Source organism: Pseudomonas sp. LARHCG127, from assembly GCF_052871455.1.
Map to the genome: position 1 here is coordinate 1 of NZ_JBIXJT010000016.1, position 16,861 is coordinate 16,861.

13 protein-coding genes, 1 tRNA gene and 1 pseudogene are annotated in these 16,861 nt (G+C 60.6%); 2 read left to right on the forward strand and 13 right to left on the reverse strand.

What is annotated here, in order from left to right:
- Positions 1-36: 36 nt before the first annotated feature.
- The 5 genes and pseudogenes from ACIPQ1_RS23585 to ACIPQ1_RS23605 form a co-directional block, all read right to left on the reverse strand.
- Entirely contained in the window at positions 37-750 is a 714-nt protein-coding gene (locus ACIPQ1_RS23585) for a methyl-accepting chemotaxis protein (RefSeq protein WP_437182518.1), read from the reverse strand.
- A gap of 144 nt (positions 751-894) precedes the next feature.
- Positions 895-2,034 (reverse strand): annotated as a pseudogene (locus tag ACIPQ1_RS23590) (HAMP domain-containing protein); the annotation flags it as partial.
- A 335-nt stretch (positions 2,035-2,369) separates the two neighbouring features.
- The gene (ampE, locus tag ACIPQ1_RS23595) at positions 2,370-3,206 is read right to left on the reverse strand and encodes a regulatory signaling modulator protein AmpE (RefSeq protein ID WP_411386473.1); all 837 of its coding nucleotides are present in this window, start codon (positions 3,204-3,206) and stop codon (positions 2,370-2,372) included.
- A complete protein-coding gene (ampD, locus tag ACIPQ1_RS23600; RefSeq protein ID WP_186729519.1) occupies positions 3,203-3,763 on the reverse strand; it encodes a 1,6-anhydro-N-acetylmuramyl-L-alanine amidase AmpD in 561 nt (186 codons plus the stop codon). Before ampD ends, ampE begins: the two co-directional genes overlap by 4 nt.
- Before the next feature lie 64 nt (positions 3,764-3,827).
- On the reverse strand, positions 3,828-6,041 hold the full coding sequence (locus ACIPQ1_RS23605) for a DUF1631 domain-containing protein (protein ID WP_446534864.1): 2,214 nt from the start codon (positions 6,039-6,041) through the stop codon (positions 3,828-3,830).
- 225 nt (positions 6,042-6,266) lie between these two features.
- Here ACIPQ1_RS23605 and nadC point away from each other — a divergent pair, with 225 nt between their 5' ends.
- Entirely contained in the window at positions 6,267-7,115 is an 849-nt protein-coding gene (gene nadC / locus ACIPQ1_RS23610; protein ID WP_250964030.1) for a carboxylating nicotinate-nucleotide diphosphorylase, read from the forward strand.
- Positions 7,116-7,266: 151 nt separating this feature from the next.
- Here the strand turns inward: nadC and ACIPQ1_RS23615 are convergent, their stop codons facing one another.
- Positions 7,267-7,572, reverse strand: a complete 306-nt coding sequence (locus tag ACIPQ1_RS23615) for a DUF6388 family protein (RefSeq protein WP_250964029.1) — start codon at positions 7,570-7,572, stop codon at positions 7,267-7,269.
- A 303-nt stretch (positions 7,573-7,875) separates the two neighbouring features.
- Between ACIPQ1_RS23615 and ACIPQ1_RS23620 the strand changes: the two genes are divergently transcribed.
- A complete protein-coding gene (locus ACIPQ1_RS23620; protein ID WP_250964028.1) occupies positions 7,876-8,424 on the forward strand; it encodes a hypothetical protein in 549 nt (182 codons plus the stop codon).
- 13 nt (positions 8,425-8,437) lie between these two features.
- Here ACIPQ1_RS23620 and ACIPQ1_RS23625 read toward each other — a convergent pair.
- The 7 genes from ACIPQ1_RS23625 to nusA form a co-directional block, all read right to left on the reverse strand.
- Positions 8,438-8,510: transfer RNA gene (locus tag ACIPQ1_RS23625), tRNA-Thr, on the reverse strand.
- Positions 8,511-8,636: 126 nt separating this feature from the next.
- Positions 8,637-10,742 (reverse strand): polyribonucleotide nucleotidyltransferase, encoded by a 2,106-nt coding sequence (pnp, locus tag ACIPQ1_RS23630; RefSeq protein ID WP_030139794.1) that lies wholly within the window; start codon positions 10,740-10,742, stop codon positions 8,637-8,639.
- A gap of 195 nt (positions 10,743-10,937) precedes the next feature.
- On the reverse strand, positions 10,938-11,207 hold the full coding sequence (gene rpsO / locus ACIPQ1_RS23635; RefSeq protein WP_011332409.1) for a 30S ribosomal protein S15: 270 nt from the start codon (positions 11,205-11,207) through the stop codon (positions 10,938-10,940).
- Between the two features lie 142 nt (positions 11,208-11,349).
- Positions 11,350-12,267 carry a tRNA pseudouridine(55) synthase TruB gene (truB, locus tag ACIPQ1_RS23640; protein WP_030139793.1) on the reverse strand — a complete coding sequence of 306 codons (918 nt, stop codon included), beginning with the start codon at positions 12,265-12,267 and terminating at the stop codon, positions 11,350-11,352.
- Positions 12,268-12,270: 3 nt separating this feature from the next.
- Positions 12,271-12,672: a 30S ribosome-binding factor RbfA gene (rbfA, locus tag ACIPQ1_RS23645; RefSeq protein ID WP_181287552.1), complete on the reverse strand. Its 402-nt coding sequence runs from the start codon at positions 12,670-12,672 to the stop codon at positions 12,271-12,273.
- A gap of 159 nt (positions 12,673-12,831) precedes the next feature.
- On the reverse strand, positions 12,832-15,351 hold the full coding sequence (gene infB, locus ACIPQ1_RS23650) for a translation initiation factor IF-2 (RefSeq protein ID WP_186705986.1): 2,520 nt from the start codon (positions 15,349-15,351) through the stop codon (positions 12,832-12,834).
- A 27-nt stretch (positions 15,352-15,378) separates the two neighbouring features.
- Complete coding sequence (gene nusA / locus ACIPQ1_RS23655) at positions 15,379-16,860, reverse strand: transcription termination factor NusA (RefSeq protein WP_003177868.1); 1,482 nt, start codon at positions 16,858-16,860, stop codon at positions 15,379-15,381.
- Position 16,861: the final 1 nt, after the last annotated feature.

The window sequence follows — 16,861 nt, forward strand, 5'->3', positions numbered from 1 at the left end:
CGCTCCCACATTGGACCTGCGGTGAATCAGCGGCAATCACACCCGAAACGCATTGATCAACTGCTTGAGCTGCACCACCTGGGCGGACAACGCACGGCTGGCATCTTCGGTCTGGTGGGCGCCTTCGGCAGTGCGTTCGCCGGCGCGGTTGATCTCGACGATGTTCTGGTCGATGTCATGGGCCACGGCCGTCTGCTGTTCCACAGCGGCGGCGATCTGCTGGTTCTGGTCGACGATCATGCCGACCGCACCGAGGATATTTTCCAAGGCCTGCTGGACCTTTTCCGACTGGCCGACGGTGCCACTGGCCATCTCGTGGCTAGTGCCCATCGCCTTGACGGCGGCACCGACACCGCCGTGCAGGCGGGTGATCATCGCTTCGATTTCTTCGGTCGATTGCTGGGTCCGCTTGGCCAGGGTCCGCACTTCGTCGGCCACCACCGCAAAACCACGCCCCTGCTCACCGGCCCGGGCGGCTTCGATGGCGGCATTGAGGGCCAGCAGGTTGGTCTGTTCGGCGATGCTCTTGATCACATCCAGCACGCGGCTGATGGCCTGGCTGTCGGTCGCCAGTTGATTGATCACCTGCACCGACTGGTCGATCTCGCTGGCCAAGCGGGCGATGCTGCCCTGCTGGGACTCCACCAGCCCGCGCCCGCTGAGGGTTTCGTCGTTCACGCTGTGGGCGCTGCTCACCGCGGCGGCGGCACTGCGGGCCACTTCCTGGGCCGTGGCCGACATCTGGTTCATCGCCGTGGCCACCAGTTCGATCTGGCTGCGCTGGCCGGCGACAGCCTGGTTGCTCCGGGCCGATACCGTTTCCACCTGCCCGGCCTGGCGTTCGACTTCCGCGACGGTGCGACCGACCTGTTCGATCAGGTCGTGGATCTTCGCCACCGTACCGTTGAACACTTCACCCAATTCGCCCAGTTCATCCTGGCTGCGGGCGACGAAATTGACCGTCATGTCCCCCGCCGCCACCTTGTCCATCATCTGGCCCAGGTGTTGGAGGGTGGTGCGGGTCGACGCGTAGAAGCCGGCGTACAGGTAAAAAATCAACAGGAACACCGCCACCAGTGCCACGGCTTGCAGCACCATATGGCTGCGATTCTGCTCCAGGCGCTGTTGCAACTGCACACCGAGAAAGTCCTGGGTCGCTTCGTTCAATTCATAGGTCTGCGCCATCAAGCCGCTGACCTGATCAAAGAATGCCGGCCACGGCGCATCGAGGGTGTCGGCCATCACCACCTGTTCCTCGATCAGTTCCGAGGCTTTTTTCAGGGTGCTTTTGCTGCCGTCGGCCTGGGTGGCAAGGGCTTGCCCAGCCGCTTTGCTGGAACCGAGGGCGTCCTGCAGTTTCAAGTCGTACTCACCCTGGAGCTTTTCGATCTGCCCCAGCAACTCATCGAAGCGGGTGCTCGACGCCGAATTGAGAAACCCCAGCCCCAACGAGGACGCACCCAGCGCCCGGCCTTCGCCGAGGATCTGGGTGACCTTGGGGGTGGTGCCGATGATCAGTTCGCTGAGCTGGCGGATGTCGCTCTGGTTGTCGCGGCTCAGCCCCGCCTGGCTGGCGATGATCTGGCTGAACATCTGGGCGCTGTTGAGCAATTTGCCGATCAGCGCACTTTTGCTCTGCAGGGAGCTTTCAGCTTGCTGGGCCTTGAAAGCGCCGATCATCTCGTCGCGCTTGGCCTCGAAGGCACTGACCTGCTCAGGCTCGATGGCCATGGCGGTCATGCCTTGCAGGCGCGTGAGGACCTGTTGTTCCAGGCTACCGATCTTCGCCTCCACATCACCGGCCTTGCCAGACTGGCCCAGGCTGGCATTGATCTGCACCAGGTTGTTGAGGGTTTCCAGGTCCCGGCGCAGGGCCAGGCTGCTGCCCAGCAGGTCGAGGCTTTGCAGCTCCACCTGGGTGCCCTGGAATTCCCGATAGGAATCACGCACCAGAAAGAAGTTGGTCACCAGCATTGGCAGCAGGAACAGCACGCTGATCAGGCTGAACTTCATGCCGAAGCTCAGGCGGTTCATCAGCGCGACGGCGGGCCAGAGCAAACTCTTCACAAGGAAGTCTCCCGGTAGTGTTCTTATTGTTATGAGCGCGCGCACGGAGACAGCAGAAAGCCACTATTCGGGCGCTGTCCCTGTATAGCCTAAATCGGCGGGGAGATTTGTAACTTAAGGTTAACGAGAGAGATGAACCACGAAAACACTGTGGTGAGGGAGCTTGCTCCCGCTGGCCTGCGAAGCAGGCCCCGGGGTTGCTCAGGCAGATCGCTTTGTCCGGGTTTGCGGCTGCTGCGCAGCCGAGCGGGAGCAAGCTCCCTCGCCACAAAAGCGCCTGGCTACAACCTTGCTTACGCTGATCAGGCCAACACCGTCCACAACGCGAACCCGGCATACCAGAGCACTGCCGCACGCAGCAGCAATTCCCATAGGCGATCCAGGCTGTTGATGCCGTCCGGCCCGGCGACGGGCTTGGGGATCTCGCCAGCCACCAGGCCAACCTTGTCGATAAGGTCGGCGGCGCTGATGTTCCAGTTCAACAGTTCATGCAGCATGACCCGGCTGACCGCAACGAAATTGCCCACCAGGGCGAAGCTCGCCGCCAGCAACCGCACCGGCACCCAATCGAAGGCATGGCGCATTTGCGCGGCCCGCTCGGCCACGCCGGGGTTCTGGCTGTGCTCGGCAGCCAGCGCCAGCAATCGATAGCTCAAGGCCGCGACCGGGCCCAACACGAAATACCAGAAAATCACCGCGAAAAAGCTCTGGTAGGCCTGCCACAACAAATGGCCCTGGACTCGCTCCAGTAACTGCTCACCGTCATCGGCTTCAATGTCCAGGTCGCGCTTGGCCACATGAGCCGCCGCTTGCAGGTCTTCCCGACGCCAGGCGTCGCGAAACGGCCCGAGGGCGGCCAGCAGATCACCGCGCCCCAGGCTATAAATCACCACCAGCAAGTGCACCGGCAGCGCCAGCAAGCCGTAGGCCACTGGCTCCAGTACCCACAAAAGCAACGCCAGCAGGGCCACGGGCAGCAGGACCATTGAGGTCAACACCAGCCAAGGCCGGTTGACCCACCGTGGGCTCGCCTCGAGTTTGTTCAGCTCGCGCAGCCAACCGCCGTCGCGCTGGACCCGCAGGCGCAAGGCCGAGAACTTCTCGATCCAGACGGCCAGCAGCAACACCAGAAAACTCATTGTCCTTCCCCTTCTGTCAGGGCCGCGCGATAGCGCGCCCAGTCGAATGCCGGTCCCGGATCGGTCTTGCGCCCTGGAGCGATGTCGCTGTGCCCGCAGATTCGCTGCACGGTGATCGCCCTGAACGCCGCTTGCAACTGCCGGGTCAGGTCCACCAATGCGACATATTGCGCGTCGGTGAATGGCAGATCATCCGTGCCCTCCAGCTCGATGCCCAGGGAAAAATCGTTACAGGTCTCCCGCCCCTCGAAGCACGAGACGCCCGCATGCCACGCGCGATCCAGACAAGAGACAAACTGGGTCACGCTGCCGTCACGTTCGATCAGGAAATGTGCGGAGACGCGCAAGTCGGCGATACCGGCAAAGTAGGGATGTTCCGTGACATCCAGACGATTCTGGAAGAATTCCTGCACCTTGCCCGTGGCGAATTGTGCCGGTGGCAGGCTGATGTTGTGGATCACCAGCAGGGAGATTTCGCCTTCCGGGCGCGCATTGAAGTTGGGCGACGGGCAATGACGCACCCCCTCGCACCAACCGCTCGCGGAGTCCAACTGCATACAGGTTCCTTCGATGACGACGGTGAGTGCCGTCAGTATGCCGTGATCGGGCCGGGCTGCGCGATCACTTGCCGCGATTGAGCTGGCGCAGATTGCCCAGCACCGACTCCAGCGCCCGGTCGAACAACAGGGTGTCGTCCAACAGCCGCGCCGCGCCCCGGCGGAACTCCAGGGCCAGGCTGGTGCGGCTGTGCTCCAGCACCTTGAGGCCAGTGCGATTGACGAAGACATATTTGCCGGTGGCCTCGATGATCGCCGCCAGCTTGCAACGCAGGGTATTATCATCGTCCTCCTGGAACTCGACCCAGCTCCCCAGGTGCAGTTGGTCGACCTGCAGCAGGCCGACGTCATCCGCCGGCAAATGCACCGCCACGCTCTCCCCCGCCGACTTTTGCGGCGCACGCAAAACAATTCTTTCCGACACCTCCACCATGGCCGGCGAATCGAGCGACTGGACCTGTTCCGTTGCCTGGCCCATGCGTTCGAGCGCCTGCACATGGAGGACTTCCAGCTCACTGAAAAACTCGCTGGTGGCGAATGGGTCGAACGCCGAACGGCTCAGGCCTTCACGCAGGGCCTTGAGCAGTTCCGGCACCATCGCCAGCAGACGCAGGCCGGCATCGGGCTCGTCGTGAGGCTGGACGCTCCAGATCAATTGCTCCAGGGTCAGGACGTCAGCCTGCCACTCGGCGGAATACTTGCCGTGCTTGAAACAGGTCAGCAACAACACCTGGCTCCAGGCCTGCTGCACGAACTCCACCACGGCTTGTGGCAAGACTTTGCCCAGCATCACCTGGTTCAGCGCCCCTTCGACACGCTGGCGCGCCAGTTCGGCCTTGGCCCGACCTTCTTCGGCGTCGCGGATACGCTGTTCAAGCAACTCGCTGCGGCGCCGCTCGTCACTGGTGAAGGCGAGGAAATCGGCGAGCAGTTCGGAGAAAATCGCCGGGTCATCGACGAAGTCATTCAGCAGGCGCTGAACGACCTGCTCGATGCGCAAGTACAGGCTGTCACGCTGATGATCGTCGCAATCGCCCCAACCCATGGCTGCGGCCGCGATTTCGTTGAGCAGTCGCCGGGCCGGATGGTTACCGCGGCTGAAAAAGCTCTTGTCCTGCACCGCGACCTTGAGCATCGGGATTTGCAGGCGACCGATCAGGGCCTTGAAGGAATCTGGCAGGTTATGGTCGTCGAGGATGAATTCGAACATCATCGAGATCAGGTTGATCACATCTTCATCAGCGCCGTCGACCACCCGGGACTTGCCACTCCTGACGCTGACCCGGGTCAGCAGTTGTTCGAGCTGGCTACGCAGGTCGAACTCGTCCTGCACGGCAGGTGCCGGCACGTATTGCTGCAAATGCGAGAGCAGCCGCAGCAGGTCACGGGTAGAAATTGGCTGGGGCGGCACACTGGGTTCCAGGGTCGGCGCCACGCTGCCACGCACTTGCATCAATAGCTTCTGCAAGGCGGCGAACACTTCCTGCACGCTGTCGTCGACTTCGGCATCGCTGGGTTTGGCGGCGATTTCGGCGTTGGGCCTGGGGTTATCCTCGGGGCGATCCGAAACCCGACGCGCCGGCGTCACCTTGAGCTCCGGCAGGATCCCCGTGGCCGCCAGCAACTGGTTGGCCTCGGTATAAAGTTGGTCGCACTCGCTGAGCACATAACGCTCGAACAGTTTGAGCAGGATCAGCTTGACCTTGATGCCCACGCCCAGGTTGCGCCCGGCCTGCAAGAACTTTTCGCACAGCAGTGCCGGGGTCAGGGGATTGTGCTGATTGCCCAGCGGTCGAGCCAGCAGCACGCCGAGCCGGGCCGTCAGTTGCTCCAGCGCCACGCCATCGCGCCTGAGCACCCGAGCGACCATGGCCTCGACCGCCAACTGCCGCTCCAGGTCGTCTTGGGAGCGCTGGGGTTGACCGTCCGACGCCAGGGTAGGCGCCAAGGTGGCGTGGGTCAGGTCGTACTGGGCCAGGCTGACGAAGGTCTCGAAAAACTGCTCGATGAATTCCCGCTCGATGCTTTTGCGCTTCAGGCGCAGGTCCCGCATGGCCTCGAAGTACAAGTTCTGCTCGACGTCATCGCGCGCCCGGTCGGCCATTTCGAACAAGGTGTCGTCAGCGTTATCGAACAGCCCCTGCAAGCCCAGGCGCAACTGCTGGGCGGCCTTGTCGCGAACCTGAAGCAGAATCACAGGCAGGCGGGCGAGCGGCGAGCGAGTCGCCTGATCGGTAGACACCTTGTGCAAAGGCACTACATTCCCGTCGTTGTGCATCCTGGCCTCCTGAAACGGTTCTTCGGCTCATGACGTCAAAGCTATGGCGTCAATCGAAAGGCGGATTATGGGTAAAAGAACCCCGCCGCACCAGCGGTACTCTGTGACGCAGCTCGAAATACGGCGCAACTAGTGACCGAGGAAATGAGGAAATGTTGCGAGGTCGCGACCAAATGCAGGTTTCGACACCCTATAATCCAGGCCACTTTGTTTGTGGAGCCCGTTATGCCGAATCTACGCCTCGCCGACCTGACCGCCGAAATCGAAGCCAACGTGCGCCGCGCGTTGCTTGAAGACGTCGGCAGCGGCGACATCACCGCGCAACTGATCCCCGCCGAACGCCTGGCCAAGGCCACCATCATCACCCGCGATGCGGCGATCATCAGTGGCACGGCCTGGGTCGATGCCGTGTTCCGGCAGCTGGATCCGCGTGTCGCGGTGCATTGGCAAGTGCGCGATGGCGACCGGGTCAGCCCCGACCAGGTGCTGTTCCACCTGGAAGGCCCGGCCCGTTCGCTGCTGACCGGCGAACGCAGCGCGCTGAACTTCCTGCAGATGCTGTCGGGCGTCGCCACCCGGGCCCGCTACCTGGCCGACTTTGTCGCCGGCACCCAGGTCAAGCTGCTGGACACCCGCAAGACCCTGCCCGGGCTGCGCCTGGCCCAGAAATACGCAGTCACCTGCGGCGGCTGCCATAACCACCGCATCGGCCTGTACGATGCCTTCCTGATCAAGGAAAACCACATCGCCGCTTGCGGCGGGATCGCCCAGGCCATCGCCGCCGCCCATAAGATCGCACCGGGCAAACCGGTGGAAGTCGAAGTGGAAAGCCTGGCGGAATTGAAAGAAGCGCTGGCGGCCGGTGCCGACATCATCATGCTCGACGAACTGAGCCTGGACGACATGCGCGAAGCCGTACGCCTCAATGGCGGCAAAGCGAAACTGGAAGCCAGCGGCGGGATCAACGAAAGCACGTTGCGCCCGATAGCCGAGACGGGAGTGGACTACATCTCGATCGGTGCGATGACCAAGGATGTGAAGGCGGTGGATCTGTCGATGCGGCTGAGCCTCTGACAGGCTGACGCCGGGTAATCAGGAACAAAGATAGTCCGTGGCGAGGGAGCTTGCTCCCGCTGGGCCGCGAAGCGGCCCCCTCTTTTGGGGCTGCTGCGCAACCCAGCGGGAGCAAGCTCCCTCGCCACAGTGTCGCTTTTACCGCGTGCTTTCAGACCACCAGATTATTCATCTCGCAGTATTCATCCCATTCCACACCCAACACCTCGGCCGCTTCCTTGTGCAATGCAAGGCGCTGCACCTCGAATTCTTCAGGCGTGCTGGTGTACTTGAGCGTCAACTCCCAGGGTTGCAGCCCCTGGGCTTCGGCCTCGTCCTCGAATGCCCATTGGATCTGGTCTTTCTGATCGTCGGCGGACAAGTCCTTGATCTCTTCCCGCAGTTGCGGCGTTTCTTTCAAGTACTTTTCCAAGGCTTCTTCGTGTCTGGCTTCTTGACTCAATTCTTTAACGGTCATGGCGTTCTCGCTGATCTGGGAATGGAAGATGGATCTGGATCATCAAGGATCTCTCTGACGCAGGAAGCCGTTGGAAGCCCGGTTCACCTGGCCTTCAGAACCATTCGTGGATCATCTGAAAACTGCTGGGCGGTGCTCATGCAGGCAGTGAATATAGGATGTTTTGCCAACGATTTACACGGCTCTTTACATCTATCCCACAAAAAACCATGTGCATACGAAGCCAAGGGGACTAGGGAACATCTGTCAGAATAACCAGTCATAGCAATGTGCCATTCCGGCACTTCACAAGGAACCCCAGTGATGCGCAGCTTTTCGAAACGTTCGTCGACCCGTCTTGCTACCGCGACCTTGCTGCTCGGCAGCCTGATCTTGGCCGGCGTTGCCCAAGCGGCGGTTGAAGTCTCCTCCGATGGTCCCTCTGACCACGACGCCATTCCTGCACTTCATTACAACCAATTCGATAAGTACGTACTCGTAAAGACCAACGTCAGCGCCAGCGCCTTGGAAAACCTGCCAAAAACCGTAAAGAACAATGCCGACGAACTGGAAAACCAGAAACGCACCCTCAGCGAGCAGGCCCGCCAGATCGAAGAACTCAAGCACAACAGCGGCTCCAGCTCCACCTCCAGCAGCAGGGAGATCGACGAGCTCAAGCGCACCATCAAGGAACAGGAAAGCGATCTGAAGGATCTTGGCAAGCAGGTGGAAGAACTCAAGCGCAATAGCGGCTCCAGTTCGAGCTCGAGCAACAGCGAGATTTCGTCCCTGAAACGGGAACTCAGCGATCAGGACAACGAGATGGACCAGCTCAAGCGCACGGTCGAGGAGCTGAGCAGGAAGGTGAAATAACGAGGGAAAATCTTGCCCGAGACAGGAATCGAACCTGCGACCTTCGCGTTACGAGTGCGCTGCTCTACCGACTGAGCTACACGGGCGGTGGCTAAAACTAGCACCGTCCCCCGTAGCCAGGCAACCTGCCTGGCGTCGGTTTTTCACCACACAGCAAAACGCCCCGAACCAGTCGGGGCGTTTGCTTGTTCAGCGGTTAGACGACGGGGTGATTAAACGCCCGATGCCTTGGCTGCCGCGACGTCCTTGATGGACAGCTTGATACGGCCGCGGTTGTCCACGTCCAGTACCAACACTTCCACTTCCTGGCCTTCCTTCAGGATGTCGGTCACTTTCTCGACGCGAGCATCGCTCAGCATGGAGATGTGAACCAGACCGTCCTTGCCCGGCAGGATGTTGACGAACGCGCCGAAGTCGACGATGCGCTCAACCTTGCCGACGTAGATCTTGCCGATCTCGGCTTCCGCGGTGATGCCCAGGACGCGCTGGCGTGCTGCTTCTGCCGCTTCCTTGGTTTCGCCGAAGATCTTGATCGAACCGTCGTCTTCGATGTCGATCGAAGCCTTGGTTTCTTCGCAGATCGCACGGATGGTCGCGCCGCCTTTACCGATGACGTCACGGATTTTGTCGGTGTCGATTTTCATCGCGATCATGGTCGGAGCATTTTCCGACAGCTCGGTACGGGACTGACCGATGATCTGGTTCATCTGGCCGAGGATGTTCAGGCGCGCTTCCAGGGCTTGGCCCAGGGCGATTTCCATGATCTCTTCGGTGATGCCCTTGATCTTGATGTCCATCTGCAGTGCGGTGACGCCTTTCGCGGTACCGGCCACTTTGAAGTCCATGTCGCCCAGGTGGTCTTCGTCACCCAGGATGTCGGTCAGGACGGCGAACTTCTCGCCTTCTTTAACCAGACCCATGGCGATACCGGCCACCGGTGCCTTCATCGGCACACCAGCGTCCATCAGGGCCAGGGAAGCGCCGCAGACCGAAGCCATCGAGCTCGAACCGTTGGATTCGGTGATTTCCGACACCACGCGAATGGTGTACGGGAACACGTCAGCGGCCGGCAGCATGGCCTGGACCGAACGACGGGCCAGACGGCCGTGACCGATTTCGCGACGACCGGCGCCACCCATGCGACCGCACTCGCCCACCGAGAACGGAGGGAAGTTGTAGTGCAACATGAACGGGTCTTTCTTTTCGCCTTCCAAGGTGTCCAGCAGTTGCGCGTCACGGGCGGTGCCCAGTGTTGCAACGACCAGCGCCTGGGTCTCGCCACGGGTGAACAGTGCCGAACCGTGGGTCTTTGGCAGGACGCCGACTTCGATGTTCAGCGGACGTACGGTGCGGGTGTCGCGACCGTCGATACGCGGCTTGCCGTTGACGATGTTTTCGCGAACGGTGCGGTATTCGATTTCACCAAAAGCAGCCTTGACGTCGCTGGCCGATGGCTGGCCTTCTTCGCCGGAGAACTTGGCGACAACCTGGTCTTTCAGTTCGCCCAGGCGTGCGTAGCGGTCGGCCTTGATGGTGATGGTGTAGGCCTGGGAGATCGCGTCGCCGAACTCGGCACGGATCGCGCCCAGCAGCTCGGTGGCTTCTGGCTGTGGCGCCCAGGTCCAGGTTGGCTTGGCAGCTTCGGCGGCCAGTTCCTTGACGGCGTTGATCACCACCTGGAACTCGTCGTGGGCGAACAGCACGGCGCCCAGCATCTGGTCTTCGGTCAGCTCTTTAGCTTCGGATTCAACCATCAGCACGGCTTCGGAAGTACCGGCCACGACCATGTCCAGGCTCGAAGCCTTCAACTGCTCGTAAGTCGGGTTCAGCAGGTAGCCGGTGCTTTCGTGGAACGCAACGCGGGCAGCGCCGATCGGGCCATCGAAAGGAATGCCGGAGATGGCCAGGGCAGCCGAGGTGCCGATCATCGCAGCGATGTCCGGATCGGTTTTCTTGCTGGTGGACACGACGGTGCAGACAACCTGCACTTCGTTCATGAAACCTTCTGGGAACAGCGGACGGATCGGACGGTCGATCAGTCGGGAAGTCAGGGTTTCCTTCTCGGAAGGACGGCCTTCGCGCTTGAAGAAACCGCCAGGGATCTTACCGGCAGCGTAAGTCTTTTCCTGGTAGTGAACAGACAGAGGGAAGAAGCCCTTGCCTGGATCGGCTTGCTTGGCACCGACAACGGTCACCAATACGCTGACGTCGTCGTCAACGGTGACCAGCACTGCGCCGGAGGCCTGACGGGCGATACGGCCAGTCTCGAGGGTAACGGTCGACTGACCGAACTGGAATTTTTTGATTACCGGGTTCACGGTGTCCTACCTTCTTTGTGGCTCTTGGGGAACTTGTCTTCTTGCGAAATTCTTGGGCAATGACGGGAATCGGCCCGACGCCTGTCCAGGGTAAAACGTGTATCCAGATAAAACTTGAGGCTGGGAGCCTGCCATGCGCCAGCGGGAAACCCCACTGACGTACGACAGACCACCAACCTCTAGCGCAATCGCTGATTAGCGACGCAGACCCAGGCGAGCGATCAGAGCGCTGTAACGGCTCACGTCCTTGCCTTTCAGGTAGTCCAGCAGCTTGCGACGCTGGTTTACCATGCGGATCAGACCACGACGGGAGTGGTGATCTTTACCGTTGGCCTTGAAGTGACCTTGCAGTTTGTTGATGTTGGCGGTCAGCAGTGCAACTTGCACTTCTGGCGAACCAGTGTCACCAACAGCTTGCTGGTAGTCAGCTACGATTTGAGCTTTTTCTTGAACGTCGAGAGCCATGAGGCAATCCTTTTAGTCAGGAAACTGTTCCGAGGAACAGCTTCAACAGGCCAGGGACAAATCCCTGTATCTATAAATGAGTAGTGACCGTGCCTGTTAACAGCCACACTCGCCAACCCGCTGTTACGCAGGCTGGTTCCGGTCATTCCGACCGAATCAGTCGACGCGGCGCAATGCGCCCGTCTTCGCTCACTTCACCGATACCGATGAAGCGACCGTTGTGATCCTGTACCCGGACCATGCCGAACTTCGGCGCATCCGGGGCGCGTACCGGCTGGCCGTTGAGCCAGTAGAACGCGCTGTGTTCCGAGAACTGCAAGAGCGGCCAATCCAGCAGGCCGCTGTCCGATGGCATCAGGAAACGGTCGACCGCTTCGTTGCCGCCTTCGGCATGCACCGCTTCAAGCTCTTCCAGCGTGACCGTCTGGGCCAACGTGAAAGGCCCGGCCTGGGTCCGTCGCAATTCTGCCACGTATGCGCCACAGCCGAGCTGCTCGCCAATATCCTCCACCAGGGTCCGGATATAGGTGCCCTTGCTGCAATCCACGGCCAGCCGCGCAGTATTACCGTCAAAGGCCAGCAATTCCAAGCGCGCAATAGTAACAGAACGCGGTTCGCGCTCCACTACTTCGCCTGCACGGGCCAGTTTATACAACGGCTGTCCATCGCGCTTCAAAGCGGAGTACATCGGCGGTATCTGACTGATTTGCCCGCGAAATTTCGGCAACACCGCTTCGACATCCGCCTGACCAACGGTCACCGGGCGTTCCAGCAAAACCTCACCTTCGGCGTCCGCCGTGGTGGTGGTCTTGCCCAGTTGCGCCAGGGTTTCGTAACCCTTGTCGGAATCGAGCAGGTACTGGGAGAACTTGGTCGCCTCGCCAAAGCACAGTGGCAGCACGCCAGTGGCCAGCGGATCGAGGCTACCGGTGTGCCCGGCCTTTTCGGCATTGAGCAGCCAGCGGACCTTTTGCAAGGCCGCGTTGGAGGTGAACCCCAGCGGCTTGTCGAGCAGGATGATACCGCTGACATTACGACGGATACGTTTGACCTGAGCCACCGATTACTCCTTGGTGTCTTCAGGTTCAGCCGCAGCCGGATGCTGGCTGTCTTCCGCCACGGCGCGTTCGATCAGTGCCGACAGATGCGCACCCCGGACGACGCTTTCGTCGTAATGGAAGTGTAACTGCGGGACGCTGCGCAGCTTCATCTCCCGAGCCAGCTGCATACGCAGGAAGCCGGCGGCCGAGTTGAGCACCTTGATGCTCTGGGCGATTTCTTCGGCGCTGTCCTGGCCCATCACGGTGATGAAAATCTTGGCGTGACCGACGTCACGGCTGACTTCCACTGCGGTGATGGTGACCAGGCCGACGCGCGGGTCTTTGACTTCGCGACGGATCAGTTGGGCCAGCTCGCGCTGCATCTGATCGCCGATTCGTTGGGTACGGCTGTATTCTTTTGCCATGTCTTGTTACCTGTTACTGCCCCACGGTGAAACCCGTGAGGTCTGAAAGCGGCAAACGCCCGGCCTGGCAAAAGCCAGACCGGGCGTTGCGTTTAGAGTCCGCCAGCAAGGCAGCGCATGTTCATGCGGCTGCCCGGCGCGGCTCTTGAAGTGCGCGAGTTAGAGGCTGCGAGCAACCTGGACCTTCTCGAAGACTTCGATCTTGTCGCCAACCTTGACGTCGTTGTAGCTCTTGACGCCAATACCGCATTCCATGCCGGCACGCACTTCGGAAGCGTCATCCTTGAAGCGACGCAGGGATTCCAGCTCGCCTTCGAAGATCACGATGTCTTCACGCAGTACACGGATCGGACGGTTACGGTGAACGACACCTTCGATCACCATGCAACCGGCGATGGCACCGAACTTCGGCGAACGGAACACGTCGCGAACTTCGGCCACGCCCAGGATGTTCTCCCGGACGTCGCTGCCCAGCATACCGGTCAACGCTTTCTTGACGTCTTCGATGATGTCGTAGATCACGTTGTAGTAACGCATATCCAGGCCTTCCTGCTCGACGATCTTGCGAGCGCCGGCATCGGCACGCACGTTGAAGCCGAACAGTACAGCGTTGGAAGCCAGTGCCAGGTTGGCGTCGGACTCGGTGATACCACCGACACCGCCACCGACCACACGTACTTGCACTTCGTCGTTACCCAGGCCATTCAAGGCGCCGTTCAACGCTTCCAGGGAACCACGGACGTCGGATTTGAGGACGATGTTGAGCGTCTTCTTCTCTTCCTGGCCCATGTTCTCGAAGATGTTTTCCAGCTTGCCGGCGTGAGCGCGAGCCAGTTTGACTTCGCGGAACTTGCCTTGACGGAACAGAGCCACTTCACGGGCTTTCTTCTCGTCAGCCACAACGCTCATCTCGTCGCCAGCGTCCGGGGTACCGTCCAGGCCGAGGATCTCGACCGGGATAGCCGGACCGGCTTCCTTGATAGGCTTGCCGTTCTCGTCGAGCATGGCGCGCACGCGGCCATAGTTCGAGCCGACCAGCACCATGTCGCCTTGACGCAGCGTACCGTCCTGGACCAGGACCGTTGCAACCGGGCCACGGCCCTTGTCGAGGCGCGATTCAACCACAACACCACGGCCAGGTGCCGAAGGCGTAGCGGTCAGTTCGAGAACCTCGGCCTGCAGCAGAACGGCTTCGAGCAGTTCGTCAACGCCGGTACCCATCTTCGCCGAGACCGGAACGAATGGAGTGTCGCCACCCCACTCTTCGGAGGTCACGCCGTGGACCGACAGTTCGCTGCGGATGCGATCGAGATCGGCGCCCGGCTTGTCGATCTTGTTCACCGCAACCACCAGCGGCACGCCAGCAGCCTTGGCATGCTGAACGGCTTCGATGGTTTGTGGCATCACACCGTCATCCGCTGCTACCACCAGGATCACGATGTCGGTCGCCTTGGCACCACGGGCACGCATCGCGGTAAACGCGGCGTGACCCGGGGTGTCGAGGAACGTCACCATGCCGCGGTCGGTTTCAACGTGGTAGGCACCGATGTGCTGGGTAATACCACCCGCTTCACCGGCCGCCACCTTGGCGCGACGAATGTAGTCGAGCAGGGACGTTTTACCGTGGTCGACGTGGCCCATGACGGTCACGACCGGAGCACGGGAAACCGCCTCACCTTCGAACTTCAGGGACTCGGCCAGGGAATCTTCCAGGGCGGTGTCGCTAACCAAGGTCACTTTGTGGCCCAGCTCTTCAGCAACCAGTTGGGCAGTTTCCTGGTCCAGTACCTGGTTGATGGTGGCTGGCGTACCCAGCTTGAACATGAACTTGATGATTTCAGCAGCCTTGACCGACATCTGCTGGGCCAGATCGCCCACAGTGATGGTCTCGCCGATCTTCACTTCACGCACGACAGGGCCGGTAGGGCTCTGGAAACCGTGGGCGTTGCGTTTCTTCAGCTTGGCCTTGCCGCGACCGCCACGACGGAAGCCGTCGCTTTCTTCGTCGGTGGTACGTGGCGCAACACGAGGTGCTGGCGCCTTTTCCTTGACCGAAGCACGATGAGGCGCGTTCTTGCGCTCACCGTCGCCGCTGCCACGACGGTTGTCGTCGGCACGTGGCTTGTCCGGACGACGCTGTTCGTCGCGCTTGCGAGTGTCGGCTGGAGCCGGGGCAGCAGCCACGACTGGCGCCGCTTCGCGCACAGGTTCGGCGGCCGGGGCAACAGCCTCGACGGCTTCTACCGGAGCGGTCTGCGCAGCAGCAGGCTGGCGGCGCGCTTCTTCTTCGGCGCGACGCTTGGCTTCTTCTTCAGCCTTCTGGCGAGCAGCATTTTCTACTGCGCGACGTTCTTCCTGTTCGCGTTTGCGCTCGGCTTCGATTTCTTCCGGGCTGCGCTGTACGAAGACTTTCTTCTTGCGTACTTCAACGCTGATGCTTTTGCTACCGGCAACACGCAGGGTGCTGGTGGTTTTACGCTGCAGAGTGATCTTGCGCGGTTCTTCCACTTTTGCCTTGTGACTGCTCTTCAAGTGAGTCAGCAGGGACTGCTTTTCACTGTCGGTCACATGTTCCTCGGCGGCGGTGTGCGGCAGACCTGCCTCACGCATCTGCTGCAACAGGCGCTCTACCGGTGTTTTGACCTCATCGGCCAGTTGTTTCACCGTGACTTGCGTCATGCACTTCTCTCCTCAGGCCGCGCCTAATTACTCGAACCAGTGGGCTCGGGCGGCCATGATCAACTTGCCGGCACGATCATCGTCAATGCCGTCGATGTCGAGCAGATCGTCAATAGACTGCTCGGCCAGGTCTTCGCGGGTAATTACGCCGCGCACCGCCAGTTCCATCGCCAAATCCTTGTCCATGCCCTCAAGCGAGAGCAGGTCTTCGGCCGGATGGGCGTCTGCCAGCTTTTCCTCAGTAGCGATGGCTTTGGTCAACAAACGATCCTTGGCCCGAGCGCGAAGCTCGTTGACGATTTCCTCGTCAAAGCCGTCGATGTTGAGCATTTCCTCCACCGGTACGTAGGCAATCTCTTCCAGGCTGGTAAAGCCTTCATCCACCAGCACCTGCGCCAGCTCTTCATCGACTTCAAGCTCTTCGATGAAGTTGCGCAGGATGTCGCCGGTTTCAGCTTGCTGCTTAGCCTGGATGTCCGATTCGGTCATCACGTTCAGGGTCCAGCCAGTCAATTGGCTGGCCAGACGCACGTTCTGACCACCGCGACCGATGGCCTGAGCCAGATTGTCTGCGCCAACGGCGATGTCCATGGCGTGGGCATCTTCGTCGACGATAATTGCCGCCACTTCAGCAGGCGACATGGCATTGATCACGAACTGAGCCGGGTTGTCGTCCCACAGGACGATGTCCACGCGCTCGCCGCCCAACTCGCCGGATACGGCCTGGACACGCGAACCACGCATGCCGATGCAGGCACCTTGTGGGTCGATACGCTTGTCCTTGGAGCGGACCGCGATCTTGGCGCGCGAACCCGGATCACGGGAAGCGGCCATGACTTCGATCAGGCCTTCAGCAATTTCCGGCACTTCGATGCGGAACAACTCGATCAGCATTTCCGGCGCTGTACGCGACAGGATCAGCTGCGGGCCCCGGTTCTCGGTGCGGATTTCCTTGAGCAGCGCACGCAAACGCACGCCAACCCGGAAAGTTTCGCGAGAAATGATGTCTTCGCGAGCCAGCAACGCTTCGGCGTTGTTGCCCAGGTCGACGATCACATTGTCGCGGGTGACTTTTTTCACGGTGCCGGAGATGATTTCCCCCAGGCGCTCACGATAAGCGTCGACGACTTGCGCGCGCTCGGCTTCGCGAACCTTCTGCACAATGACCTGCTTGGCAGTCTGTGCAGCGATGCGACCGAATTCGATGGACTCGATTTTTTCTTCGACGACATCACCGACCTTGGCGCCCGGGTGCGTTTCCGCAACCTTGCTCGGCCAGGTTTCGATAGCTGGATCGTCCAGGTCGGCTTCCTCGACGACCGTCCAGCGACGGAAAGTCTCGTAGGCACCGGTGTGGCGATTGATCTCCACACGCAAATCAACTTCGTCTTCGAACCGCTTCTTGGTAGCAGTGGCCAGAGCCAGCTCCAGCGCTTCAAAAATAACGTTAGCCGGTACGCCCTTTTCATTGGATACCGACTCAACAACCAGCAGTACTTCTTTGCTCATC

What these genes read in the sequence shown, in the direction of transcription:
- nadC (WP_250964030.1), top strand. Translation starts at nt 6,267, where the DNA reads ATGCCGAATCTACGCCTCGCCGACCTGACCGCCGAAATCGAAGCCAAC.
- rbfA (WP_181287552.1), bottom strand. Translation starts at nt 12,672, where the DNA reads ATGGCAAAAGAATACAGCCGTACCCAACGAATCGGCGATCAGATGCAG.
- ACIPQ1_RS23620 (WP_250964028.1), top strand. Translation starts at nt 7,876, where the DNA reads ATGCGCAGCTTTTCGAAACGTTCGTCGACCCGTCTTGCTACCGCGACC.
- rpsO (WP_011332409.1), bottom strand. Translation starts at nt 11,207, where the DNA reads ATGGCTCTCGACGTTCAAGAAAAAGCTCAAATCGTAGCTGACTACCAG.
- ACIPQ1_RS23585 (WP_437182518.1), bottom strand. Translation starts at nt 750, where the DNA reads ATGAACCAGATGTCGGCCACGGCCCAGGAAGTGGCCCGCAGTGCCGCC.
- ACIPQ1_RS23615 (WP_250964029.1), bottom strand. Translation starts at nt 7,572, where the DNA reads ATGACCGTTAAAGAATTGAGTCAAGAAGCCAGACACGAAGAAGCCTTG.
- nusA (WP_003177868.1), bottom strand. Translation starts at nt 16,860, where the DNA reads ATGAGCAAAGAAGTACTGCTGGTTGTTGAGTCGGTATCCAATGAAAAG.
- ACIPQ1_RS23605 (WP_446534864.1), bottom strand. Translation starts at nt 6,041, where the DNA reads ATGCACAACGACGGGAATGTAGTGCCTTTGCACAAGGTGTCTACCGAT.
- infB (WP_186705986.1), bottom strand. Translation starts at nt 15,351, where the DNA reads ATGACGCAAGTCACGGTGAAACAACTGGCCGATGAGGTCAAAACACCG.
- ampE (WP_411386473.1), bottom strand. Translation starts at nt 3,206, where the DNA reads ATGAGTTTTCTGGTGTTGCTGCTGGCCGTCTGGATCGAGAAGTTCTCG.
- ampD (WP_186729519.1), bottom strand. Translation starts at nt 3,763, where the DNA reads ATGCAGTTGGACTCCGCGAGCGGTTGGTGCGAGGGGGTGCGTCATTGC.